This window comes from Vibrio sp. Of7-15 (assembly GCF_022347565.1).
Taxonomy (GTDB): Bacteria; Pseudomonadota; Gammaproteobacteria; order Enterobacterales; family Vibrionaceae; genus NORP241.
In genome coordinates this window covers 42,237-59,930 of the sequence record NZ_JAKRGH010000005.1, presented here as the reverse complement: position 1 = coordinate 59,930, position 17,694 = coordinate 42,237, and the positions used below count along the sequence as shown (strand labels likewise).

General features: G+C 44.5%; 14 protein-coding genes. 6 read left to right on the top strand and 8 right to left on the bottom strand.

Annotated elements, in window-relative coordinates:
• Window positions 1-761 precede the first annotated feature (761 nt).
• The 5 genes from polA to recQ all read right to left on the bottom strand — a co-directional run bounded on the left by polA (window position 762) and on the right by recQ (window position 8,236).
• Window positions 762-3,539, bottom strand: a complete 2,778-nt coding sequence (polA, locus tag MHO82_RS07740) for a DNA polymerase I (protein ID WP_239183505.1) — start codon at window positions 3,537-3,539, stop codon at window positions 762-764.
• 951 nt (window positions 3,540-4,490) lie between these two features.
• Window positions 4,491-4,925, bottom strand: coding sequence for a GNAT family N-acetyltransferase (locus tag MHO82_RS07735; RefSeq protein ID WP_239183504.1), 435 nt, complete (start codon window positions 4,923-4,925; stop codon window positions 4,491-4,493).
• Window positions 4,926-4,988: 63 nt separating this feature from the next.
• On the bottom strand, window positions 4,989-5,660 hold the full coding sequence (locus MHO82_RS07730; RefSeq protein ID WP_239183298.1) for a 7-cyano-7-deazaguanine/7-aminomethyl-7-deazaguanine transporter: 672 nt from the start codon (window positions 5,658-5,660) through the stop codon (window positions 4,989-4,991).
• A 150-nt stretch (window positions 5,661-5,810) separates the two neighbouring features.
• Window positions 5,811-6,113, bottom strand: a complete 303-nt coding sequence (locus tag MHO82_RS07725; RefSeq protein WP_239183297.1) for a DUF3630 family protein — start codon at window positions 6,111-6,113, stop codon at window positions 5,811-5,813.
• Between the two features lie 284 nt (window positions 6,114-6,397).
• The gene (gene recQ, locus MHO82_RS07720) at window positions 6,398-8,236 is read right to left on the bottom strand and encodes an ATP-dependent DNA helicase RecQ (protein ID WP_239183296.1); all 1,839 of its coding nucleotides are present in this window, start codon (window positions 8,234-8,236) and stop codon (window positions 6,398-6,400) included.
• 296 nt (window positions 8,237-8,532) lie between these two features.
• Between recQ and rarD the strand changes: the two genes are divergently transcribed.
• Both rarD and ggt read left to right on the top strand, forming a co-directional pair.
• Window positions 8,533-9,459, top strand: a complete 927-nt coding sequence (rarD, locus tag MHO82_RS07715; RefSeq protein WP_239183503.1) for an EamA family transporter RarD — start codon at window positions 8,533-8,535, stop codon at window positions 9,457-9,459.
• A gap of 94 nt (window positions 9,460-9,553) precedes the next feature.
• Window positions 9,554-11,326, top strand: a complete 1,773-nt coding sequence (gene ggt, locus MHO82_RS07710; RefSeq protein WP_239183295.1) for a gamma-glutamyltransferase — start codon at window positions 9,554-9,556, stop codon at window positions 11,324-11,326.
• Between the two features lie 74 nt (window positions 11,327-11,400).
• Here ggt and uvrD read toward each other — a convergent pair whose 3' ends face one another.
• Window positions 11,401-13,572, bottom strand: a complete 2,172-nt coding sequence (gene uvrD, locus MHO82_RS07705) for a DNA helicase II (protein ID WP_239183294.1) — start codon at window positions 13,570-13,572, stop codon at window positions 11,401-11,403.
• A 301-nt stretch (window positions 13,573-13,873) separates the two neighbouring features.
• On the opposite strand from uvrD, the gene MHO82_RS07700 reads away from it, so the two are divergent.
• From MHO82_RS07700 to MHO82_RS07685, 4 genes are read left to right on the top strand one after another with little or no spacing between them, the layout of a single operon-like run.
• A complete protein-coding gene (locus tag MHO82_RS07700; RefSeq protein ID WP_239183293.1) occupies window positions 13,874-14,134 on the top strand; it encodes a DUF2282 domain-containing protein in 261 nt (86 codons plus the stop codon).
• Between the two features lie 30 nt (window positions 14,135-14,164).
• Window positions 14,165-15,016: a DUF692 domain-containing protein gene (locus tag MHO82_RS07695; RefSeq protein WP_239183292.1), complete on the top strand. Its 852-nt coding sequence runs from the start codon at window positions 14,165-14,167 to the stop codon at window positions 15,014-15,016.
• Complete coding sequence (locus MHO82_RS07690; RefSeq protein ID WP_239183291.1) at window positions 15,013-15,771, top strand: DNA-binding domain-containing protein; 759 nt, start codon at window positions 15,013-15,015, stop codon at window positions 15,769-15,771. Before MHO82_RS07695 ends, MHO82_RS07690 begins: the two co-directional genes overlap by 4 nt.
• A gap of 1 nt (window position 15,772) precedes the next feature.
• On the top strand, window positions 15,773-16,216 hold the full coding sequence (locus tag MHO82_RS07685; RefSeq protein ID WP_239183290.1) for a DoxX family protein: 444 nt from the start codon (window positions 15,773-15,775) through the stop codon (window positions 16,214-16,216).
• A gap of 79 nt (window positions 16,217-16,295) precedes the next feature.
• On the opposite strand, the gene MHO82_RS07680 is transcribed toward MHO82_RS07685, so the two are convergent.
• Together MHO82_RS07680 and yigB are read right to left on the bottom strand one after the other, a co-directional pair.
• Entirely contained in the window at window positions 16,296-16,931 is a 636-nt protein-coding gene (locus MHO82_RS07680) for a bifunctional 4-hydroxy-2-oxoglutarate aldolase/2-dehydro-3-deoxy-phosphogluconate aldolase (protein WP_239183289.1), read from the bottom strand.
• A gap of 19 nt (window positions 16,932-16,950) precedes the next feature.
• Window positions 16,951-17,667 carry a 5-amino-6-(5-phospho-D-ribitylamino)uracil phosphatase YigB gene (gene yigB, locus MHO82_RS07675; RefSeq protein WP_239183288.1) on the bottom strand — a complete coding sequence of 239 codons (717 nt, stop codon included), beginning with the start codon at window positions 17,665-17,667 and terminating at the stop codon, window positions 16,951-16,953.
• Window positions 17,668-17,694: the final 27 nt, after the last annotated feature.

The window sequence follows — 17,694 nt, the reverse complement described above, 5'->3', positions numbered from 1 at the left end:
GAACGCAAGTTTTTTAATCAGTTTAGTGCGATTCCCCACACTCTAATCCCTTTTACTTCCTAGTTCTTTTACCCATAAATTTTCTTTTTTACCCATTAACTCCAGTAATTCCATTCAAACTTGTTTTTTACAAAGAATTAATAAAATCACAGTATGTAAGAAAAATTACAAATAGGTGGTAATCATTCAAAAGAGTAAAAGTGACAGGTAAAAAAATACCGACCTGGATTGGGTCGGTAAAATATTCGAATTTTGCTAATACACAAACCTAATGAATTAGGGTGAATCACAAAAGATGAACAAGAAGCTGCTGCTATTATACTCAATCAACGCTCAAATTAAAGTATTTACTCTAATTTATATGTAAGAAAGAATGTCTCACAGAGCACAAAAAAGAAACAACATCCGCTAGGGAAATGAAATTAAAGCGTTCGATGGAATAATTGACGGCTTATAAGAAGAGAAAAATTTTCTTTGCCACAAGAAAAAACGCCCCGGCCAAAAATGACCAGGGCGGCTGAATCAGCCAAATCCAATAACGTGAAACAAAAGGTCTGAAAGATAGAACATCTTACCTCTGTACCCTACGCAGATAAATGTACAACAATTGCTCAGATAAGAAAAGTCTTTTATGTAATTTTTTTTCACAAAATGATGTAAAAGTACATGTTGTTGTTGATTTATCCCACTTTATTTGATTAAAAAAAAAGCCAGCATGTGCGCTGGCTTAAATTTTATCTACAAACTGGTAAGCTAATTACTTAATGAGCTTGATCCCAGTTGTCTCCGTGTCCACTTTCTGCGATTAATGGCACATCCAGTGTGGCTGCCGATTCCATCAATTTTTGTACTTTTGTTTCAATTTCCGATAACGCTGACTCTTCCACTTCCAGTACCAATTCATCGTGTACCTGCATAAGAAGGCGCACTTTGCCCTGCCCATACTCTTGAATCCATTCATCCACAATCAACATCGCTTTTTTAATAATGTCTGCCGCCGTTCCTTGCATAGGTGCATTAATAGCCGCACGCTCTGCTGCTTTGCGACGCATACCATTACGAGATTTGATTTCAGGTAAATACAAACGACGACCAAATAAGGTTTCAACATAACCCTGCTCAGTTGCTTGCAAGCGGGTATTTTCCATGTACTTCATCACGCCTGGATAACGTTCAAAATACAAATCCATGTATTGCTGAGCTTCACCGCGAGCAATGCCAATTTGTTTTGCTAAGCCAAACGCACTCATGCCGTAAATTAAGCCAAAGTTAATGGCTTTGGCACGGCGACGCTGCTCAGAAGTAACCTCTTCAATAGCCACACCCATGACTTCCGCAGCGGTGGCCGAGTGAATGTCTTTACCTTGTGAGAAAGCATCTAACAACGCCTGATCACCCGACAGGTGGGCCATAATACGTAATTCGATTTGAGAGTAATCCACTGCAAGGATTTTCCAACCGTGTGGGGCAATAAACGCTTGGCGAATACGACGGCCTTGCTCATTACGAATTGGAATATTCTGTAAGTTTGGATCCGTCGACGATAAACGCCCTGTCGCCGTGACGGCTTGATGATACGAAGTGTGCACACGCCCTGTCGATGGGTTGATCATCTTAGGTAATTTATCCGTATAAGTGGATTTCAACTTCGCTAAACCACGGTACTCCAAAATCAGCTTTGGCAATGGGTAATCCAGCGCCAACTCTTGCAGCACTTCTTCGTTGGTTGATGGCGCGCCTGATGGGGTCTTCTTAATAACTGGCAACCCCATTTTTTCAAACAATACGGCTTGAAGCTGTTTTGGCGAACTTAAATTAAATTCTTGCTCTGCGATTTCAAACACTTGTTTTTCAAGTTCATCCAAGCGCTGCGCAATTTCTACCGACTGAGCAGACAACTGCATGTCATCCACTAACACGCCCGTACGCTCGATTCTTGACAGCACTGGCACCAATGGCAATTCAATCTCTTCAAAAACAGATTTCAGTTTTTCATCAGCTTGAACTTTTTCATTCAAGTAGTTGTGCAAACGAAGAGTAATATCCGCATCTTCTGCTGCATAAGGGCCCGCTTGCTCTAAATCAATTTGGTTAAACGTCAGCTGCTTTTTGCCTTTACCTGCAATTTCTTCGAAACTGATGTTTTTATGCTGTAAATAACGCAGTGCTAAGCTGTCCATATCATGTCGGCCGCTCACGCTGTTAAACACGTAAGACTCCAGCATGGTGTCGAACTTAATGCCTTTCATCTCAATGTCGTAACGCGCAAGAATACTGGCATCAAACTTTAAGTTTTGCCCCACTTTAGCTCTATTGTCATCTTCTAGCAGCGGTTTTAATTGCTCTAGCACCCAATCACGATCTAACTGCTCTGGTGCATCTAAATAATCATGAGCGACAGGTACATACGCGGCTTTACCTTCTTCTACGGCAAAAGAAAGACCAACCAAGTTCGCAGTCATGTAATCCAAACCATCGGTTTCAGTATCAAACGCGACGACATCTGCGCTGTTGAGTTTATCAAGCCATGTGGCAAAACTGTCTTTATCCAGAACCGTTTCATACCCACTGCGATCAACCATAATGGCTTTAGAAATTGGCTCATCTGCTTGGCTGGATGACGCTGCTTTTTCATCCGCAACAATCTTGCCATCACCACCATCCAGAAGCTCACTTAACCAACGTTTAAACGCCATTTTACCGAACCACTGAATCAACTCATCGGTGTTTGGTTCTGATTTGATCAATTGATCTGGCGCTTGATCAAGCTCAACATCTAATTTGATCGTGGCTAACTGGTAAGAAAGGTACGCTTCTTCTTTATTATCCGTTAGCTTTTTCGCCATGGTTTTTGAACCACGGAAACCCAGCGGGGCAATATCATCAAGGTTGTCATACAGAGCGTCTAAGCCACCAATACCTTGTAATAGCGCCTTCGCCGTTTTCTCACCCACTCCCGGAACACCAGGAATGTTATCCACTTTATCTCCCATTAGCGCGAGGTAGTCGATAATCAGCTCAGGTCCGATACCAAACTTTTCTACAACACCAGCAGGATCCATTACCACGTTTGTCATGGTATTGATCAGAGTGACATTTTCATCCACCAGCTGAGCCATGTCTTTATCACCTGTACTGATCAATACAGGCATTCCTTGCTTTGATGCTTGCGTCGCTAACGTACCGATAACATCATCGGCCTCAACACCAGAAATAGAGATCAAAGGTAAGCCCATCGCTTTAATGATCGCGTGTAGTGGTTCAACTTGACTGCGCAGATCATCCGGCATAGATGGGCGATTCGCTTTATACTCAGGGTACATGTCATCACGAAACGTTTTCCCTTTCGCATCAAAAATAACCGCAATACGCTCTGTCGCGACTTGTTTTAGCAATGCGCGCAGCATGTTCACTACGCCATACACAGCGCCAGTCGGCTCACCGTCGGCATTAGTTAAATTTGGGGAAGCGTGATAAGCACGATAAAGGTAAGACGAACCATCAATAAGAATCAGTGGGTTTTCAGGGATGCTTGCCATGGTGTTTGGTAATCCAGAAATGAAAGAGATCTGGTAAGGATGCCACGACATCTTGATTCTGTTAACTCCTATCCGCGATCTCGATCTATTTGTTTTGCCTTTTGTTTATCTCGATCTGTGGATAAGTTTGTTAGTACTTATTTTTGAGGAAAATATCAATTGTTAACAAAATGATCTGAAAACAGTTTTAGATCATTAAAAACAACAAGATAACTATCAACAGAGCATTGGATCTTAGATCCGAAAATGATCATACGCTGTGGAAAAGATTCCTATCTGTCATATTTTGATTCCACTTTATTGCATATATACATTTAGCTGCTAATGAGGGAACAAACTTATAAGTGTGTAGTTGCATCTTTCAAAGAGCAGATTGAGGAGAAAGGAAAAGGCTAAAAAGAAAAAAGCGGCGCTTTTAATAAAAACGCCGCTCAGCAGAAAAATACAAGATAATTAACTATGTCATTTGCCGTTAATCACCCTGCTAGTAGCTGATTTACACTGGAAGCAATGTGAGCAATGTCGTGCCTTCAAAGAGTGCAGAGTAAAACAGCTTGATGTCTGTCTCCCTGAGTGCAAGTTAATAATAACCATTCTCAGTTGTATTGCAACATCTAAATGAGAATTTATTTCATTTAATTAAAATAAAAACACAAGCAACTGAAAAATAAACAATTTTAAATTCAGAAAAAGAAAGTTTTATGACTATAAAAGAAAAAAGCGACATCTAATCGTATAGATGTCGCCTAGCAAATAAGACAAAATGATTAGCAATTAAGGTTTGCGTCTAATCACTTTGCTATAGCTGAATTACACTGGAAGCAATGTGAGCAATGTCATGTCAGTTAGAAAGCAGAACCAACCAAATAGGTGTTGGTCAACTCCTGAAAGACGAGTTAATAATAACTATTCTCATTTAAATTGCAACACCTAAATGATATAAATTCTCAACTAGATGCTAATCTGTTTTATAAAGTTAAGTCGATTATCTTCAATATTTTCTTTTTGTTCTATTGATTCAATTAGATAACCATTTCTTAATAATAGGCGTAGCATCGCAGGAAAACAGTTACGCGATTTAACACGAACAGCACTATAACCTTGCTCTTGAACCCACAACTCTTGAGCCTCTAGTAAAGCCTGCGCGACTCCATGATTTCGTCCTTGTGGTGCAACACCGCCCAACCAGCTGTAAAATGTGCTGCTATCAAGTTGGTAGCCAATCTTAACACCAAGTGGGATCTCCCCTTGCGTGGCCATCAATATGAGACTATTGCGATCCTTCAATCGGGCTTGGATCGACTCAACACTTTCACCTCGGGCAAACTCAGGGATCAACCGAATGACTTCCAGTGCCTCTTTCACAGACGCTTGTTTGATTTCCACCACACTTTACTCCTACAAAAAAGCCGGCAGACACGCCGGCTTTTGACGATAAAAATAAAACCTCTACACACTCACTTGCTGAGTATGTACTCCTTCTCGTACCGCCGTTAAACGCTTTACTAAGAAGTTCAGCAATACACCATACATTGGCACAAATAGGCCAAGGCTAATTACAAGTTTAAAACCATAATCAACCAGTGCGATCTCTGTCCAATGCTCCGCCATAAATGCATCACTGCTTTGGTAAAACGCAATAGAGAAAAAGGCTAAAGTATCTAGCGCATTACCAAACAAAGTGGAGCACGTTGGGGCAACCCACCACTGTTTTGTTTGGCGTAAGCGGTTAAACACATGCACATCTAAAATTTGACCTAACAAATAAGCCATGAAACTGGCGATCGCGATGCGGGCAACAAACAAGTTAAATTCACTCACTTGCCCAAAGCCTTGGAAGTGCCCTTCATAAAAGAGCACCGACAGCAAGTAAGACACCGCTAATGCTGGCAACATCACTAACCCGATGATCTTTCTTGCCATACCCGCCCCAAAGATACGGACAGTAAGATCAGTAGCGAGAAAAATAAACGGGAAAGTAAACGCCCCCCAAGTGGTATGCAGACCAAAAATGGTAAATGGGATTTGAACTAGATAATTGCTTGATGCAATGATAACCAGATGAAATAAAACAAGAAAAAATAAAGCATTGCGCTTTTGCGCAGGGGAAAACGTACTCATAGCGTACCTTTTTGTCATTGGGGGCGAGGGAACCCAAATAATTCTTCTTGTGGCTTTTTCAACACCTCAAGAAGTCCGAAGGCAGCGATTATACCTTAACCACTTTGTTGCGCAACAAAACCTTTGCACTGCTTGCAGCAATTTTTGTGATCAAAAACCACGCTTAAATAATTGCGCCAAATAGGCTAATTCTTCCGCTGATTCATGTGCCGCTAAGCTTTCGATCCATACTGCATTGGAGTAATGTTCGGCCCGTAACATTAAACGGCAGCCTTCAAAATCGATCATCCAACTGTGCAAATCCGCATCCAACTGCTGCTCCACGACGGTAGCATCCAACAGACGAAGTAGCTTTTTTCCCAACTCAGGAAATGAATCAAAATCAAACGATGGTGTGGTGATCACCAACCGTCCCTGTTCAGGAGAAAACTCTGCTAATCCAAATTCTTTCATGGCAATTCCTTTGATTATTTGATGATACCGCTAAAGGTGTAAGTTTCTGTTGCAAGCCGTAATCATACATAAATGCTGTCTAGCTTTAGAAATAACAACATGGTCTTATGTGCCGGCCTGTTAGAGCATGATCGCCCCTAGGTCATCTGACAAGCATGGTGCTATCACCATATACGCAAGCTGTTTCTTGCGAATCATACCCAGTATGTTTTCTCGCATAGCGCCGGACTTATTGTCCGGTTTTTTTCTTTATAACACTCGATAATGTCTTTTACCGAGTCAGGTTAAAATTGCCCACCCGTTAAATGCTCTTGGATCAAATCTAAGAATGGATCGGCGTATTTTTCCAACTTACGTTGCCCTACCCCGTTAACCGCCAACATTTCACCCGCCGATGTCGGTAGCACTTCTGCCATATCTATTAAGGTGGCGTCGTTGAAGACCACGTATGGTGGAATATCGTCTTCATCGGCAATGGCTTTTCTTAACTTGCGTAACTTAGCAAACAGCTTTTTATCGTAGTGACGACTTGATAGTTTATCGGACTTCGCCGAGCGTGCCGTCATGTCTAAACGAGGCACAGCCAGCTCCAGCGGTAGCTCACCCCGTAATAAAGGACGCGCTTCTTCGGTTAGCTGCAAGGTCGAACTGCGGACAATGTTCTGATTTAAAAAACCAGAGTGGATAAGTTGACGAATGATGCTGACCCAGTATTCATGGCTGTGCTCTTGCCCTAAACCATACGTCGATAGTTTATCGTGGCCATGTTCACGAATACGGGCGGTATTCATGCCTCGCAACACTTCCACTACATAACCAATACCAAAACTTTGATTCACTCGGTAGACACACGACAACGCTTTTTGCGCCGCCTCTGTCCCATCAAAACGTTTAGGAGGATCCAAACAAATGTCACAGTTGCCGCAAGTTTCTTTTCTAAATTCACCAAAGTAATTCAATAACACCTGACGACGACACGTTTGCGCTTCAGCAAACGCACTCATGGCGCTCAACTTATGGGCTTCCACTTGTTTTTGTGGCCCTTCGTCTTTTTCATCCAACATACGACGAAGCCAAGCTATGTCCGCCGGATCGTACAACATTACCGCTTCAGCAGGCAGACCATCACGCCCCGCTCGACCGGTTTCTTGATAATAAGATTCAATGTTACGCGGAATATCAAAGTGCACCACAAAGCGCACATTGGGTTTGTTGATCCCCATGCCAAAAGCCACGGTGGCAACCACAATTTGAATGTCATCACGCTGAAAGGCTTCTTGAACATAAGCGCGCTCATCATTCGGTAGCCCAGCATGGTAGGCCGCTGCTCGAATGTGGTTATTGCATAATTTTTCAGTCAGTTGCTCGACTTTTTTGCGGCTACCACAATAGATAATGCCGCACTGGCCACGCTGACCTTCCAAGAAACGAACAACCTGAGCAATAGGCTTATGTTTTTCAATTAAGGTGTAACGAATGTTTGGACGATCGAAACTGCTTAAATGTACATGGGGCTCAGCCAAGGCCAAACGAGAGATAATATCGGTACGTGTGGCATCATCGGCGGTGGCCGTTAACGCCATGACAGGCACATTCGGGAAAAACTGTTTCAGCTGCCCAAGCGAGGCGTATTCAGGGCGAAAGTCATGACCCCACTGTGAGATACAATGCGCTTCATCCACCGCAATCATGCTTAAGTTCACCCCATGCAATCGCTCAATAAAGTCACGCATCAACACTCGCTCTGGCGATACGTAAATCATTTTAAGCTGCCCCATGTGCATGCGATTCAGCACAGACATCAGCTCGTCACGTTCCATGGTGGAATTTAGGCACTCCGCTGCAACCCCGTTGGCTTTCAGCTGATCCACTTGGTCTTTCATCAACGAAATCAAAGGGGAAATCACCAAGGTCAGCCCTTCCCGTACAAGCGCAGGGATCTGATAACACAAAGACTTCCCGCCACCGGTTGGCATGATCACCAAGCTATCTTGGCCCTCAATGGCGGTATTGATCACTTCGTCTTGCCCAGCCCGAAATTCTTGATAGCCAAACACATCTCGTAAGACTTGTTCGCTACGGGATAAAGCGGTTTCTGGCTGTTCAACAACTTGGCTAGACATGATTGTACTCTGTGCTCATTTTGGGCTGGCTATTTTAGCTGGCTAAAGGCGTGACTCCAATAAGAATCGAACAATCACGCATCGCTTTTTAAAACTCACAATATGTAAGGCTCAATAACCACTGCTGCAATTAGAACAAAATACTCATACACTCAAGTAGTAATAGAGAACTCACTATTTAATGGATTTATACCAGCATTGCCCTCTATACTGGCTGAACTTTACTCGCTGACTGCTGATGCGCCCCATTTTCTTCACTCCCTTTCGCACAGCCATAAACATGAAGACTGACCATAATTATGACTAACGAACAACAACGTACTCGTCAGGGTATTTTATTCGCTCTTGGTGCCTACACCATGTGGGGGATCGCCCCGATTTATTTCAAAGCGCTGCAAGAGGTAGCGCCATTTGAGATCTTAAGCCATCGTGTAATTTGGTCTTTCTTTTTCCTCGCTGGGCTAATTTTTCTTAATAAAGGCTGGCGTACCGTCGCTAAAACATTTACTTCCAAACAAAAAATGCTCTATCTGGTGAGCACATCCTTACTTGTGGGTACCAACTGGCTGATTTTTATTTGGGCGGTCAATTTCAACCACATGTTAGATGCCAGTTTGGGGTATTACATTAACCCACTGATCAACGTGGTATTGGGGATGATTTTCTTAGGGGAAAGATTACGTAAAATACAGTGGCTAGCGGTGGCCTGTGCTGGCATTGGAGTGCTAGTACAGCTGATCACATTTGGCTCTATTCCCGTTGTGGCACTGGCGCTGGCATTCACTTTTGGCTTTTATGGGTTGTTACGCAAAAAAGTGAACTTGGATGCCCAAACCGGGTTGTTCATAGAAACCTGCGTCATGTTACCCATTGCAGCCATTTATTTACTGTTTATCGCTCAGAGCCCAACCTCAGATTTTGCTGCCAACCCAACACAACTGAATATCTTGCTGATCGCCGCTGGCATTGTAACCACCTTACCACTGCTGTGTTTTACAGGAGCAGCAACGAGGCTGAAACTCTCAACGCTTGGCTTTTTCCAATACATTGGCCCTAGTTTAATGTTTCTGTTAGCCGTGGTCATTTACGACGAAGCCTTCACGTTAGATAAAGGCATCACCTTTGCGTTTATTTGGGGCGCATTACTTATTTTTACCTTTGATGCATTTACCCATAGCCGCAAAAACCGTAAGCAAACTCGGTTGGCTTTGGAAACAGAATAAAGCCAAATATGATATAAAACACACATTTTTTAACTCAATAAATAGACGAGTATTTTCTCTGCTGTCACTCTCTTGCCATAACAATAAGGAGTACATGATGCAAAGAAATACCCTCAAAAGGAAAATCACCCCACTGTGCTGGTTCATCGCGAGCCAGCTGGCTTTTGTTTCAGCCGCAAATGCCAGTCAAACCACAGACAATGTCGCCCCTGAGCATGCCACGGGGCTAGAACAAAAAAATTTGGTCACCGCCAAAGAGTGGATGGTCTCTGCGGCCAACCCACAAGCCAGCCAAGTAGGGGCCGATATTCTTCAGCAAGGCGGCAGTGCCATTGACGCTATGGTCGCTGTACAGCTGGTGCTGGGGTTGGTGGAACCTCAATCATCTGGCATTGGTGGTGGTGCATTTCTGGTGTACTGGGATGAAAAAAACAAACGCCTAACCAGCTATGATGGCCGCGAAACCGCCCCACGCGATGTAACTCCAACCCTATTCCAAAATGAAAAAGGCGAGCCATTAAAATTCTTTGATGCCGTTGTCGGTGGCCGCTCAGTTGGTACTCCGGGAACCATCAAACTGCTTTGGGATACTCATCAAAAATATGGCAAACTCGATTGGAAAAAAATCATCGAGCCTGCCATTCGCATTGCTGAAAGCGGCTTTGCCATCAGCCCACGATTAGCCGCTTTGATCGAAAAAGACCAACAGCGCTTAACCACATTCCCAACCACCAAAGCGTATTTTTTACACAGCGATGGTAGTCCGAAAAAAGCTGGTGAGATCTTAAAAAACCCAGAATACGCCGCCACATTGCAAGCCATTGCCGATCAAGGAGAGCAAGCCTTTTATAGCGGTGATATTGCTAAAGACATCGTCAAAACCGTGCAACAAGCCAGCAATCCAGGCGTCCTGAGTTTGCATGATTTTACTAGCTACCGAACCATCGAGCGCGAACCTGTGTGCTCTGAATATCAGCAATTTGATGTATGTGGCATGGGGCCCCCAAGCTCTGGTGCACTTACCCTCAACCAAATTCTGTCCATCACCAGCCACTTTGATCTGGCCAAATTAGGGGCAGATAACCCACAAAGCTGGCAGATCATCGGCGAAGCTTCTCGTTTGGCCTTTGCTGACCGTGGTCGTTATATAGCAGACAGTGATTTTGTGCCGATGCCAACAGAAGGCCTACTGGATCCCGATTACTTAAAACAGCGTGCAGCACTCATTAAACCAAACCTAGCACTTACCGCAGTCAGTCCAGGTGAGCCACCATGGTCATACGCCATGACGCTGGCCAATGATGAATCCATCGAGCTGCCTTCCACCAGCCACTTCAGCATTGTGGACAAAGAAGGTAACGTGGTTTCCATCACCGCCAGTATCGAAAATGCCTTTGGCTCTCGCCTGATGGTGCGCGGATTTATGCTCAATAATGAGTTAACGGATTTTTCTTTCCGTACTCATAATAATGGCATTCCAATCGCCAACCGCATTGAGCCGGGTAAACGTCCTCGTTCTTCCATGGCACCCACCATCATGATGAAAGACGATGAGCCCTATATGGCCATTGGTTCTCCAGGTGGTAGCCGTATCATCGGGTACGTCGCAAAAACCATCATTGCGCACACCCAGTGGGACATGGATATCCAGCAAGCGGTCAACCAACCTCATCTGATCAACCGTTTTGGTGCTTTCGATGTCGAAGCCGGAACATCGGCGGTGAACTATCAGCAACCACTCGAAAAAATGGGCTATAAAGTAAATGTACGCGATTTAAACTCAGGCGTTCATGCGATTCGAATTACCGATGACGGCCTAGAAGGCGCCGCCGATCCACGCCGTGAAGGCCGCGCGATTGGCCAATAAAAACCGGTAGATTTACAGATAAAAAAATGGGCTCACTGCGAGCCCATTTTTTATTCAATCCATGCTTTAAAAAACTATAACGCTTCTAATTTTGCGTATTGAGTCACCAACCACTTAATGCCTTCACCATTAAACGCCACCTGAACTCGGCCTTGTGGACCACTGCCTTCAAAGTTGATGATGGTGCCTTCGCCAAAAATAGCATGCTGAACACGCTGACCTAAGTTAAAGCCCGTTTCATTAAAGTTGTCTTTGACCGCTTGCTGGCTAAAACGGCCAGAGCTAGCAGGTCGGCTAACTTGTGCTTTCATGCGTACTTCTTCAACACAGTTCTCCGGCAGCTCACGAATAAAACGCGATGGTTTGTGGTACTTATCTTGGCCATACAAACGACGCATTTCCGCATAAGTGATATACAGTTTTTCCATCGCTCGTGTCATACCTACGTAGCAAAGACGACGCTCTTCTTCGAGACGACCCGCTTCTTCCGCCGACATTTGGCTTGGGAACATGCCTTCTTCCACACCCACCATAAACACAATCGGGAACTCCAACCCTTTTGCACTGTGCAGTGTCATGAGCTGAACCGCATCATCAAATTCGTCGGCTTGGCCTTCACCAGCTTCCAAGGCCGCATGAGATAAGAAAGCCGACAGCAAGGTCATGTCTTCGGCTTCTTCTGGCTTTTCAAACTGGCGGGTCGCGGTCACCAACTCTTCCAAGTTTTCGATGCGAGCTTTGGATTTCTCCCCTTTTTCTTGCTCGTACATGGCAAACAAACCCGAGCTTTTAATCACCTGATCCGTCTGTTCATGCAATGGCAGCTCTGCCGTGTCATCTTCCAGTGCATTAATCAATTCCACAAAACGGCTTAATGCCCCCGCTGCTCGGCCAGCTAGGACTTTTTCATCCAATAAGGCGATACTGGTTTCCCATAACGTCGCCCCACGATCACGGGCCGCAAAGCGAATGGTTTCTAACGTTTTATCACCAAGCCCACGGGTTGGGGTATTCACCACACGCTCAAACGACGCATCATCATTGCGGTTAGCCATTAAACGTAAATAACCCAACGCATCTTTGATCTCTTGGCGTTCGAAGAATCGCATGCCGCCATAAATGCGATATGGCAAACCACCTTGGATTAAGGCTTCTTCCAATACACGAGATTGCGCATTGTTACGATACAGCATAGCCGTGTCTTTCAGCGCGCCGCCTTTGGCTTGCCACTCTTTGATCTTATTCACCGTGAAACGCGCTTCATCCAAATCATTAAACGCGGAATACACCGAGATCAACTCACCTTCACCGCCATCGGTCCACAGTTCTTTGCCCATTCGATCGGTGTTGTTCACGATCAACTCGTTGGCCGCATTCAAAATGTTGCCCGTCGAGCGGTAATTTTGCTCTAATCGAATGGTACGCGCCTCTTGGAACTCGTCCAAAAAGCGTTGAATATTTTCAATTTTTGCACCGCGCCAGCCATAAATAGACTGGTCATCATCACCCACGATCATCACTTTACAATCTGGGCCAGCCATCATTCTCAGCCACGCGTATTGGATGTTGTTGGTGTCTTGGAACTCATCCACCAAAATGTGTTTAAAGCGTGCTTGGTAATGTTCACGAATGTGTTTTTTATCACGCAGCAATTCATGACAACGCAGTAATATTTCAGCAAAATCCACTAAACCAGCACGATCACACGCTTCTTGGTACGCGCTGTATACCTGCAACCACGTTTTCGTAATGGGATCGTTAAAGGTTTCGATGTCATTCGGGCGCAGACCTTCGTCTTTTTTACCATTAATGAACCAAGCCGCCTGACGGGGTGGCCAGTGTTTCTCATCGAGGTTTTGCGCTTTGATCAGACGCTTTAATAAACGCAGCTGATCATCGGAGTCAATAATGTGGAAGTCTTCAGGCAGCTTCGCATCCAGATAGTGCGCACGTAAAATACGGTGGCAGATACCGTGGAAAGTACCATTCCACATCCCAGAGGTGCTGCCTTCCATTAATTCTTGAATACGACCACGCATTTCAGACGCCGCCTTGTTGGTAAAGGTTACCGACATAATGGAAAACGGCGAGGCTTGTTCTACCTGCATTAACCAGGCTATTCGATGAACAAGTACTCGTGTTTTGCCACTTCCCGCCCCCGCTAGCACAAGCAGATTTTCAAGAGAGGCACCAACCGCTTCACGTTGTTTGTCATTCAGACCATCGAGTAAAAAAGAAACGTCCATCAAATCACACTGGTTATTTATACATTGATTTGATTATACCAGCTTAAACTCAGAATGCTTGTTTCGGTTAAATTTCTCACAATGGCAAAGCTTGCCTACACTCAATAGTGCTGTAATTACATAAATAGATTGATGAATTTTTTTCACTATTTATGAAATGAATTCTGATGTAACTCGTTCTTATATGGCAAGAGGCGTTTACATTCAGTTAACAAATCTAATAAATAAGCAAACACAACTAAGCCATTACCAGAAAGCTCGCACACATAACGCGGCACTCAACCATCAAGAGGAACGAATGATGAAAAAAGCAAATTTAGCGATTGCAACGGCAGTAACGGGACTTTTAGCACTGGGCGGCACTGCACTTACCGCAACAGAAGCACACGCTGCTTCTAAAGAAAAATGCTATGGCGTGGCAAAAGCGGGCAAAAATGACTGTGCAACAAAAAGTAGCTCATGCGCTGGCACATCCAAAGTCGATGGCCAGAAAGACGCCTTCATGATGGTGCCAAAAGGTCTATGTGCTCGTCTTGCTGGCGGCAGCACACAATCGTCTTAATTCCACTTACTTTTGATGGGCTCTGCGTCTATGACTACTTCTTACCATTCAGCCGTGGGCGTGGGGCTTCGTCACCCACACATACCTTATTTTTTAAATGAGACACCATCACTATCGTGGTTAGAAATCCACAGCGAAAATTATTTTGAACCTCATTCACCGTCTTATCAGGCCTTACGAAACCTTGCTCAGCGCTATGAGATCAGCTGTCATGGTATTGGGTTATCACTCGGCTCCGTTGATCCTATTAACCAACGGCATGTTCAAAAGCTCAAGACGCTCATTCATGACATTGAACCCATTTTCGTCTCCGATCATCTCAGCTGGAGCTCGGTTAATGGGCAATATTTTAATGATTTATTGCCACTGCCTTATACCGAAGAAGCCTTGAATATTTTCTGCCGTAACCTCGACCAAGTTCAGCATCAATTAGACCGACAACTCCTGATTGAAAACCCTTCTAGCTACTTACGTTTTGAACATTCCACCATTCCTGAGTGGGAGTTTTTATCTGAAGTACAACGTCGTACCGACTGCCGCCTACTGCTCGATTTTAACAATATTCATGTATCGGCATTCAATCATGGTTTTAGTGCTCACGATTATGTCGCTGCCATCAACCCACTAGTGGTGGATGAAATCCATTTGGCGGGCTTCACCATAAAAGAAGTGGAACAAGGTGAAATCTGGCTAGATACCCACAGCAAACCTGTTACCCCTGAAGTCTGGCAACTCTACCAAAACTGGGTGACTCAACATGGCCCAAGGCGCACGCTTATTGAGTGGGATTCAGACATTCCAGAGCCCGAAGTTCTCCTAAATGAAGCGCTAAAAGCCAGTAGGATACTCACGAATTTGCGGCCTCATAAGGAGTGCGTATGAGCCAATCATCTCCCCCTTCACTGGCTCAATTGCAGCAGCAGTTTTCACAATCACTGCATTATCAAGAAGCCCAGTGCCATGTAGTCGAAAATACGTTCCAATCAGACGAACTTCTGCAGCTGTATCGCAATAATTTTATCATCAGCCTAATCGAAGTATTGGCAGCCACTTACCCTTGTATTCAGGCCTTAGTGGGAGAGGAATGTTTTGAGCAAGTGGCTCGACAGCATGTGCTTAGCACGCCACTTCAACAGGGAGATGTCACCCATTACGGAGAAGGGTTTGATACTACCTTACAGGCAATTCCTCAACTCATTGAAGCGGTTCCTTATCTGGTCGATCTCGCTAAACTAGAATGGTTAGTCGATCGGGCTTCTTTACAAACGCCATCACCATCTCGATTTCCCATCGAACAATTGGTCACACTTTCACCTCACCAATATCAGGATTTACAGCTGCATGTTCACCCTTATGTGCTGACCTTTGGTTCTGTTTACCCTATTGCGTCTATTTGGAATATGGTCAACAACGATTCCGTTGAAGCCCTAGATTTAAACCAGCCAGAATGGATGATCGTTTTGCCATCACACACCCAACAAACGGTCATCCCAACAACTAAAGCTGGAGTAGACTTAATTACTCATAGCCAAGCCAGGCAGCCATTAGGCAGTGCCACCGAAGCCATGCTAGACCCTTTGGTTACATTGGTTGAACAACACATTTTTTCCCATTTTAGCGGCATCGAGGAGGCATGACATGCAAGCTTTACTCAATCAATACGACCGACTTATTGAAAAACTCAACCAACTCTTCGTGCCTTTGCTCCTGCTCTTTTGCCGATTATGGGTCGCGTGGGTCTTTTTTAAATCGGGGATGGTGAAGTACTCCAGCTGGGATAGCACCTTATATTTGTTTGAGTATGAATACCAAGTGCCAATTTTACCTTGGGAGATGGCCGCCTATCTGGGTACGGCTGCCGAGCTGATTTTGCCTATTTTTATTGCATTGGGGTTATTCACTCGCCCTATGGCAGCTGTGCTGTTTGTATTTAATATTGTGGCGGTGGTGTCTTACCCTTTGTTATGGGAAAAAGGGTTTTACGATCACCAATTATGGGGCTTGATGATCCTCATTAATATTGTATGGGGAGCTGGTCCCCTTTCTGTCGATAGGTTCATACGAAAGAAAGTCGATTCATAATCGCCAAGCTTGGTCTCATTCTCAAACAAAAAAGCCCCAGTACAACGACTGGGGCTTTTTCATGAAACAGCAAAAATGACTAACTTGCTAACTCAACGGCTTTTTTCGCCAATGCGGTAATGCCATCCCAATCGCCTTTCGCGATCAGATCAACAGGCAGCATCCATGAACCGCCGACCGTCGCAACACAAGATAACGACGTATATTGGTCAATATTGCTTGGGCTAATACCACCCGTTGGACAGAATTGGACTTGCGGCAATGGCGCAGCGATAGCTTTTAATGCCTTAGCACCACCAAATGAGTCTGCTGGGAAAAACTTCAAATGATCATAGCCCAGCTCTAATGCTCGCATCACTTCTGATGGCGTCGCCACACCTGGGATGAGAGGAATATCGGCTGTTTTTGCGTGTGCTAATAACGTTGGCGTATGGCCCGGAGAAATCACAAATTTCGCACCAGCGGCAACCGCTTGATCGTATTGAACAGGGTTAATCACCGTACCCGCACCAACCAATGCACTTGGCATGGCTTCGTGGATCGCTTTAATTGCATCTAATGCCGCTTCCGTTCGTAGTGTTACTTCAAAAACGTTGATCCCACCAGCAGCCAGTGCTTTAGCCATTGGGACCGCATCTTCAACCTTATTAATCACCATAACAGGCACTACAGGTGAAGCACGAAATACATCAGCAGGAGACAAGTTCCAACTCATTAATTTTCCTTTTTCGTCATCAAATCAGAGTCAATAGCTCTGACAAGCAATTAATTTCTATATCTGGAAGTGAAGTAACACGTCGTTCTTTATGTAATTGTCTTTGTTGGTCGTTAAACCAACACGCCTGAAAACCATTCTGTTTTGAGCCCATGACATCAGTACGAACATGATCCCCAACATGCAAAATATTTTCAGGGGGTATCGCTAATTTAGCAGCACTTTTTTCGAACATATCCGCATGAGGCTTTGCGAGGCCATCACGACCGGACATAAATATATGACGAAAATAGTGTGCGACACCAATCTTTTCTGCGTCCACGTTACCGTTCGTCAGTGCTACTAATGGCACTTTTTGAGACAGTTTAGCCAATACTTGGTGAGACAATTCAGGGACATCCACCTGATTTCTCAGTGATAATGCATGAGCTAAGCCTAATTCAGCAGCCTGCTTCGCACTCTCTTTCTTATAACCACAAGCGATAAAACCAGCCTCTAATTGTCTAAAACGCCATAAAGTAACATCATGTTTTAACGCAGGATTTTGCTCAGCTTGCTGTATTTTCACCGCAAGCCAATCTTGTGCGGTCATCGTGCGAGTAGCAGGGTAATGATGGTGCAACCAAACCAACAGTTCAGATTCTAAACGACGGATCACAGGACGGTTATCGTATAGTGTATCATCCAAATCAAAGCTCATGGCGAGGATTGGTTTTAAGCAGCGATAAAAATGCATAAAGCGATAACCTCCAGTTAACTGTGT

Bases quoted from the DNA above. Each gene is read 5' to 3' on its own strand.
- MHO82_RS07695 (WP_239183292.1), top strand. From the start codon at position 14,165: ATGACTACTTCTTACCATTCAGCCGTGGGCGTGGGGCTTCGTCACCCA.
- uvrD (WP_239183294.1), bottom strand. From the start codon at position 13,572: ATGGACGTTTCTTTTTTACTCGATGGTCTGAATGACAAACAACGTGAA.
- MHO82_RS07685 (WP_239183290.1), top strand. From the start codon at position 15,773: ATGCAAGCTTTACTCAATCAATACGACCGACTTATTGAAAAACTCAAC.
- MHO82_RS07700 (WP_239183293.1), top strand. From the start codon at position 13,874: ATGAAAAAAGCAAATTTAGCGATTGCAACGGCAGTAACGGGACTTTTA.
- ggt (WP_239183295.1), top strand. From the start codon at position 9,554: ATGATGCAAAGAAATACCCTCAAAAGGAAAATCACCCCACTGTGCTGG.
- recQ (WP_239183296.1), bottom strand. From the start codon at position 8,236: ATGTCTAGCCAAGTTGTTGAACAGCCAGAAACCGCTTTATCCCGTAGC.
- MHO82_RS07725 (WP_239183297.1), bottom strand. From the start codon at position 6,113: ATGAAAGAATTTGGATTAGCAGAGTTTTCTCCTGAACAGGGACGGTTG.
- MHO82_RS07680 (WP_239183289.1), bottom strand. From the start codon at position 16,931: ATGAGTTGGAACTTGTCTCCTGCTGATGTATTTCGTGCTTCACCTGTA.
- MHO82_RS07690 (WP_239183291.1), top strand. From the start codon at position 15,013: ATGAGCCAATCATCTCCCCCTTCACTGGCTCAATTGCAGCAGCAGTTT.
- yigB (WP_239183288.1), bottom strand. From the start codon at position 17,667: ATGCATTTTTATCGCTGCTTAAAACCAATCCTCGCCATGAGCTTTGAT.
- polA (WP_239183505.1), bottom strand. From the start codon at position 3,539: ATGGCAAGCATCCCTGAAAACCCACTGATTCTTATTGATGGTTCGTCT.
- MHO82_RS07730 (WP_239183298.1), bottom strand. From the start codon at position 5,660: ATGAGTACGTTTTCCCCTGCGCAAAAGCGCAATGCTTTATTTTTTCTT.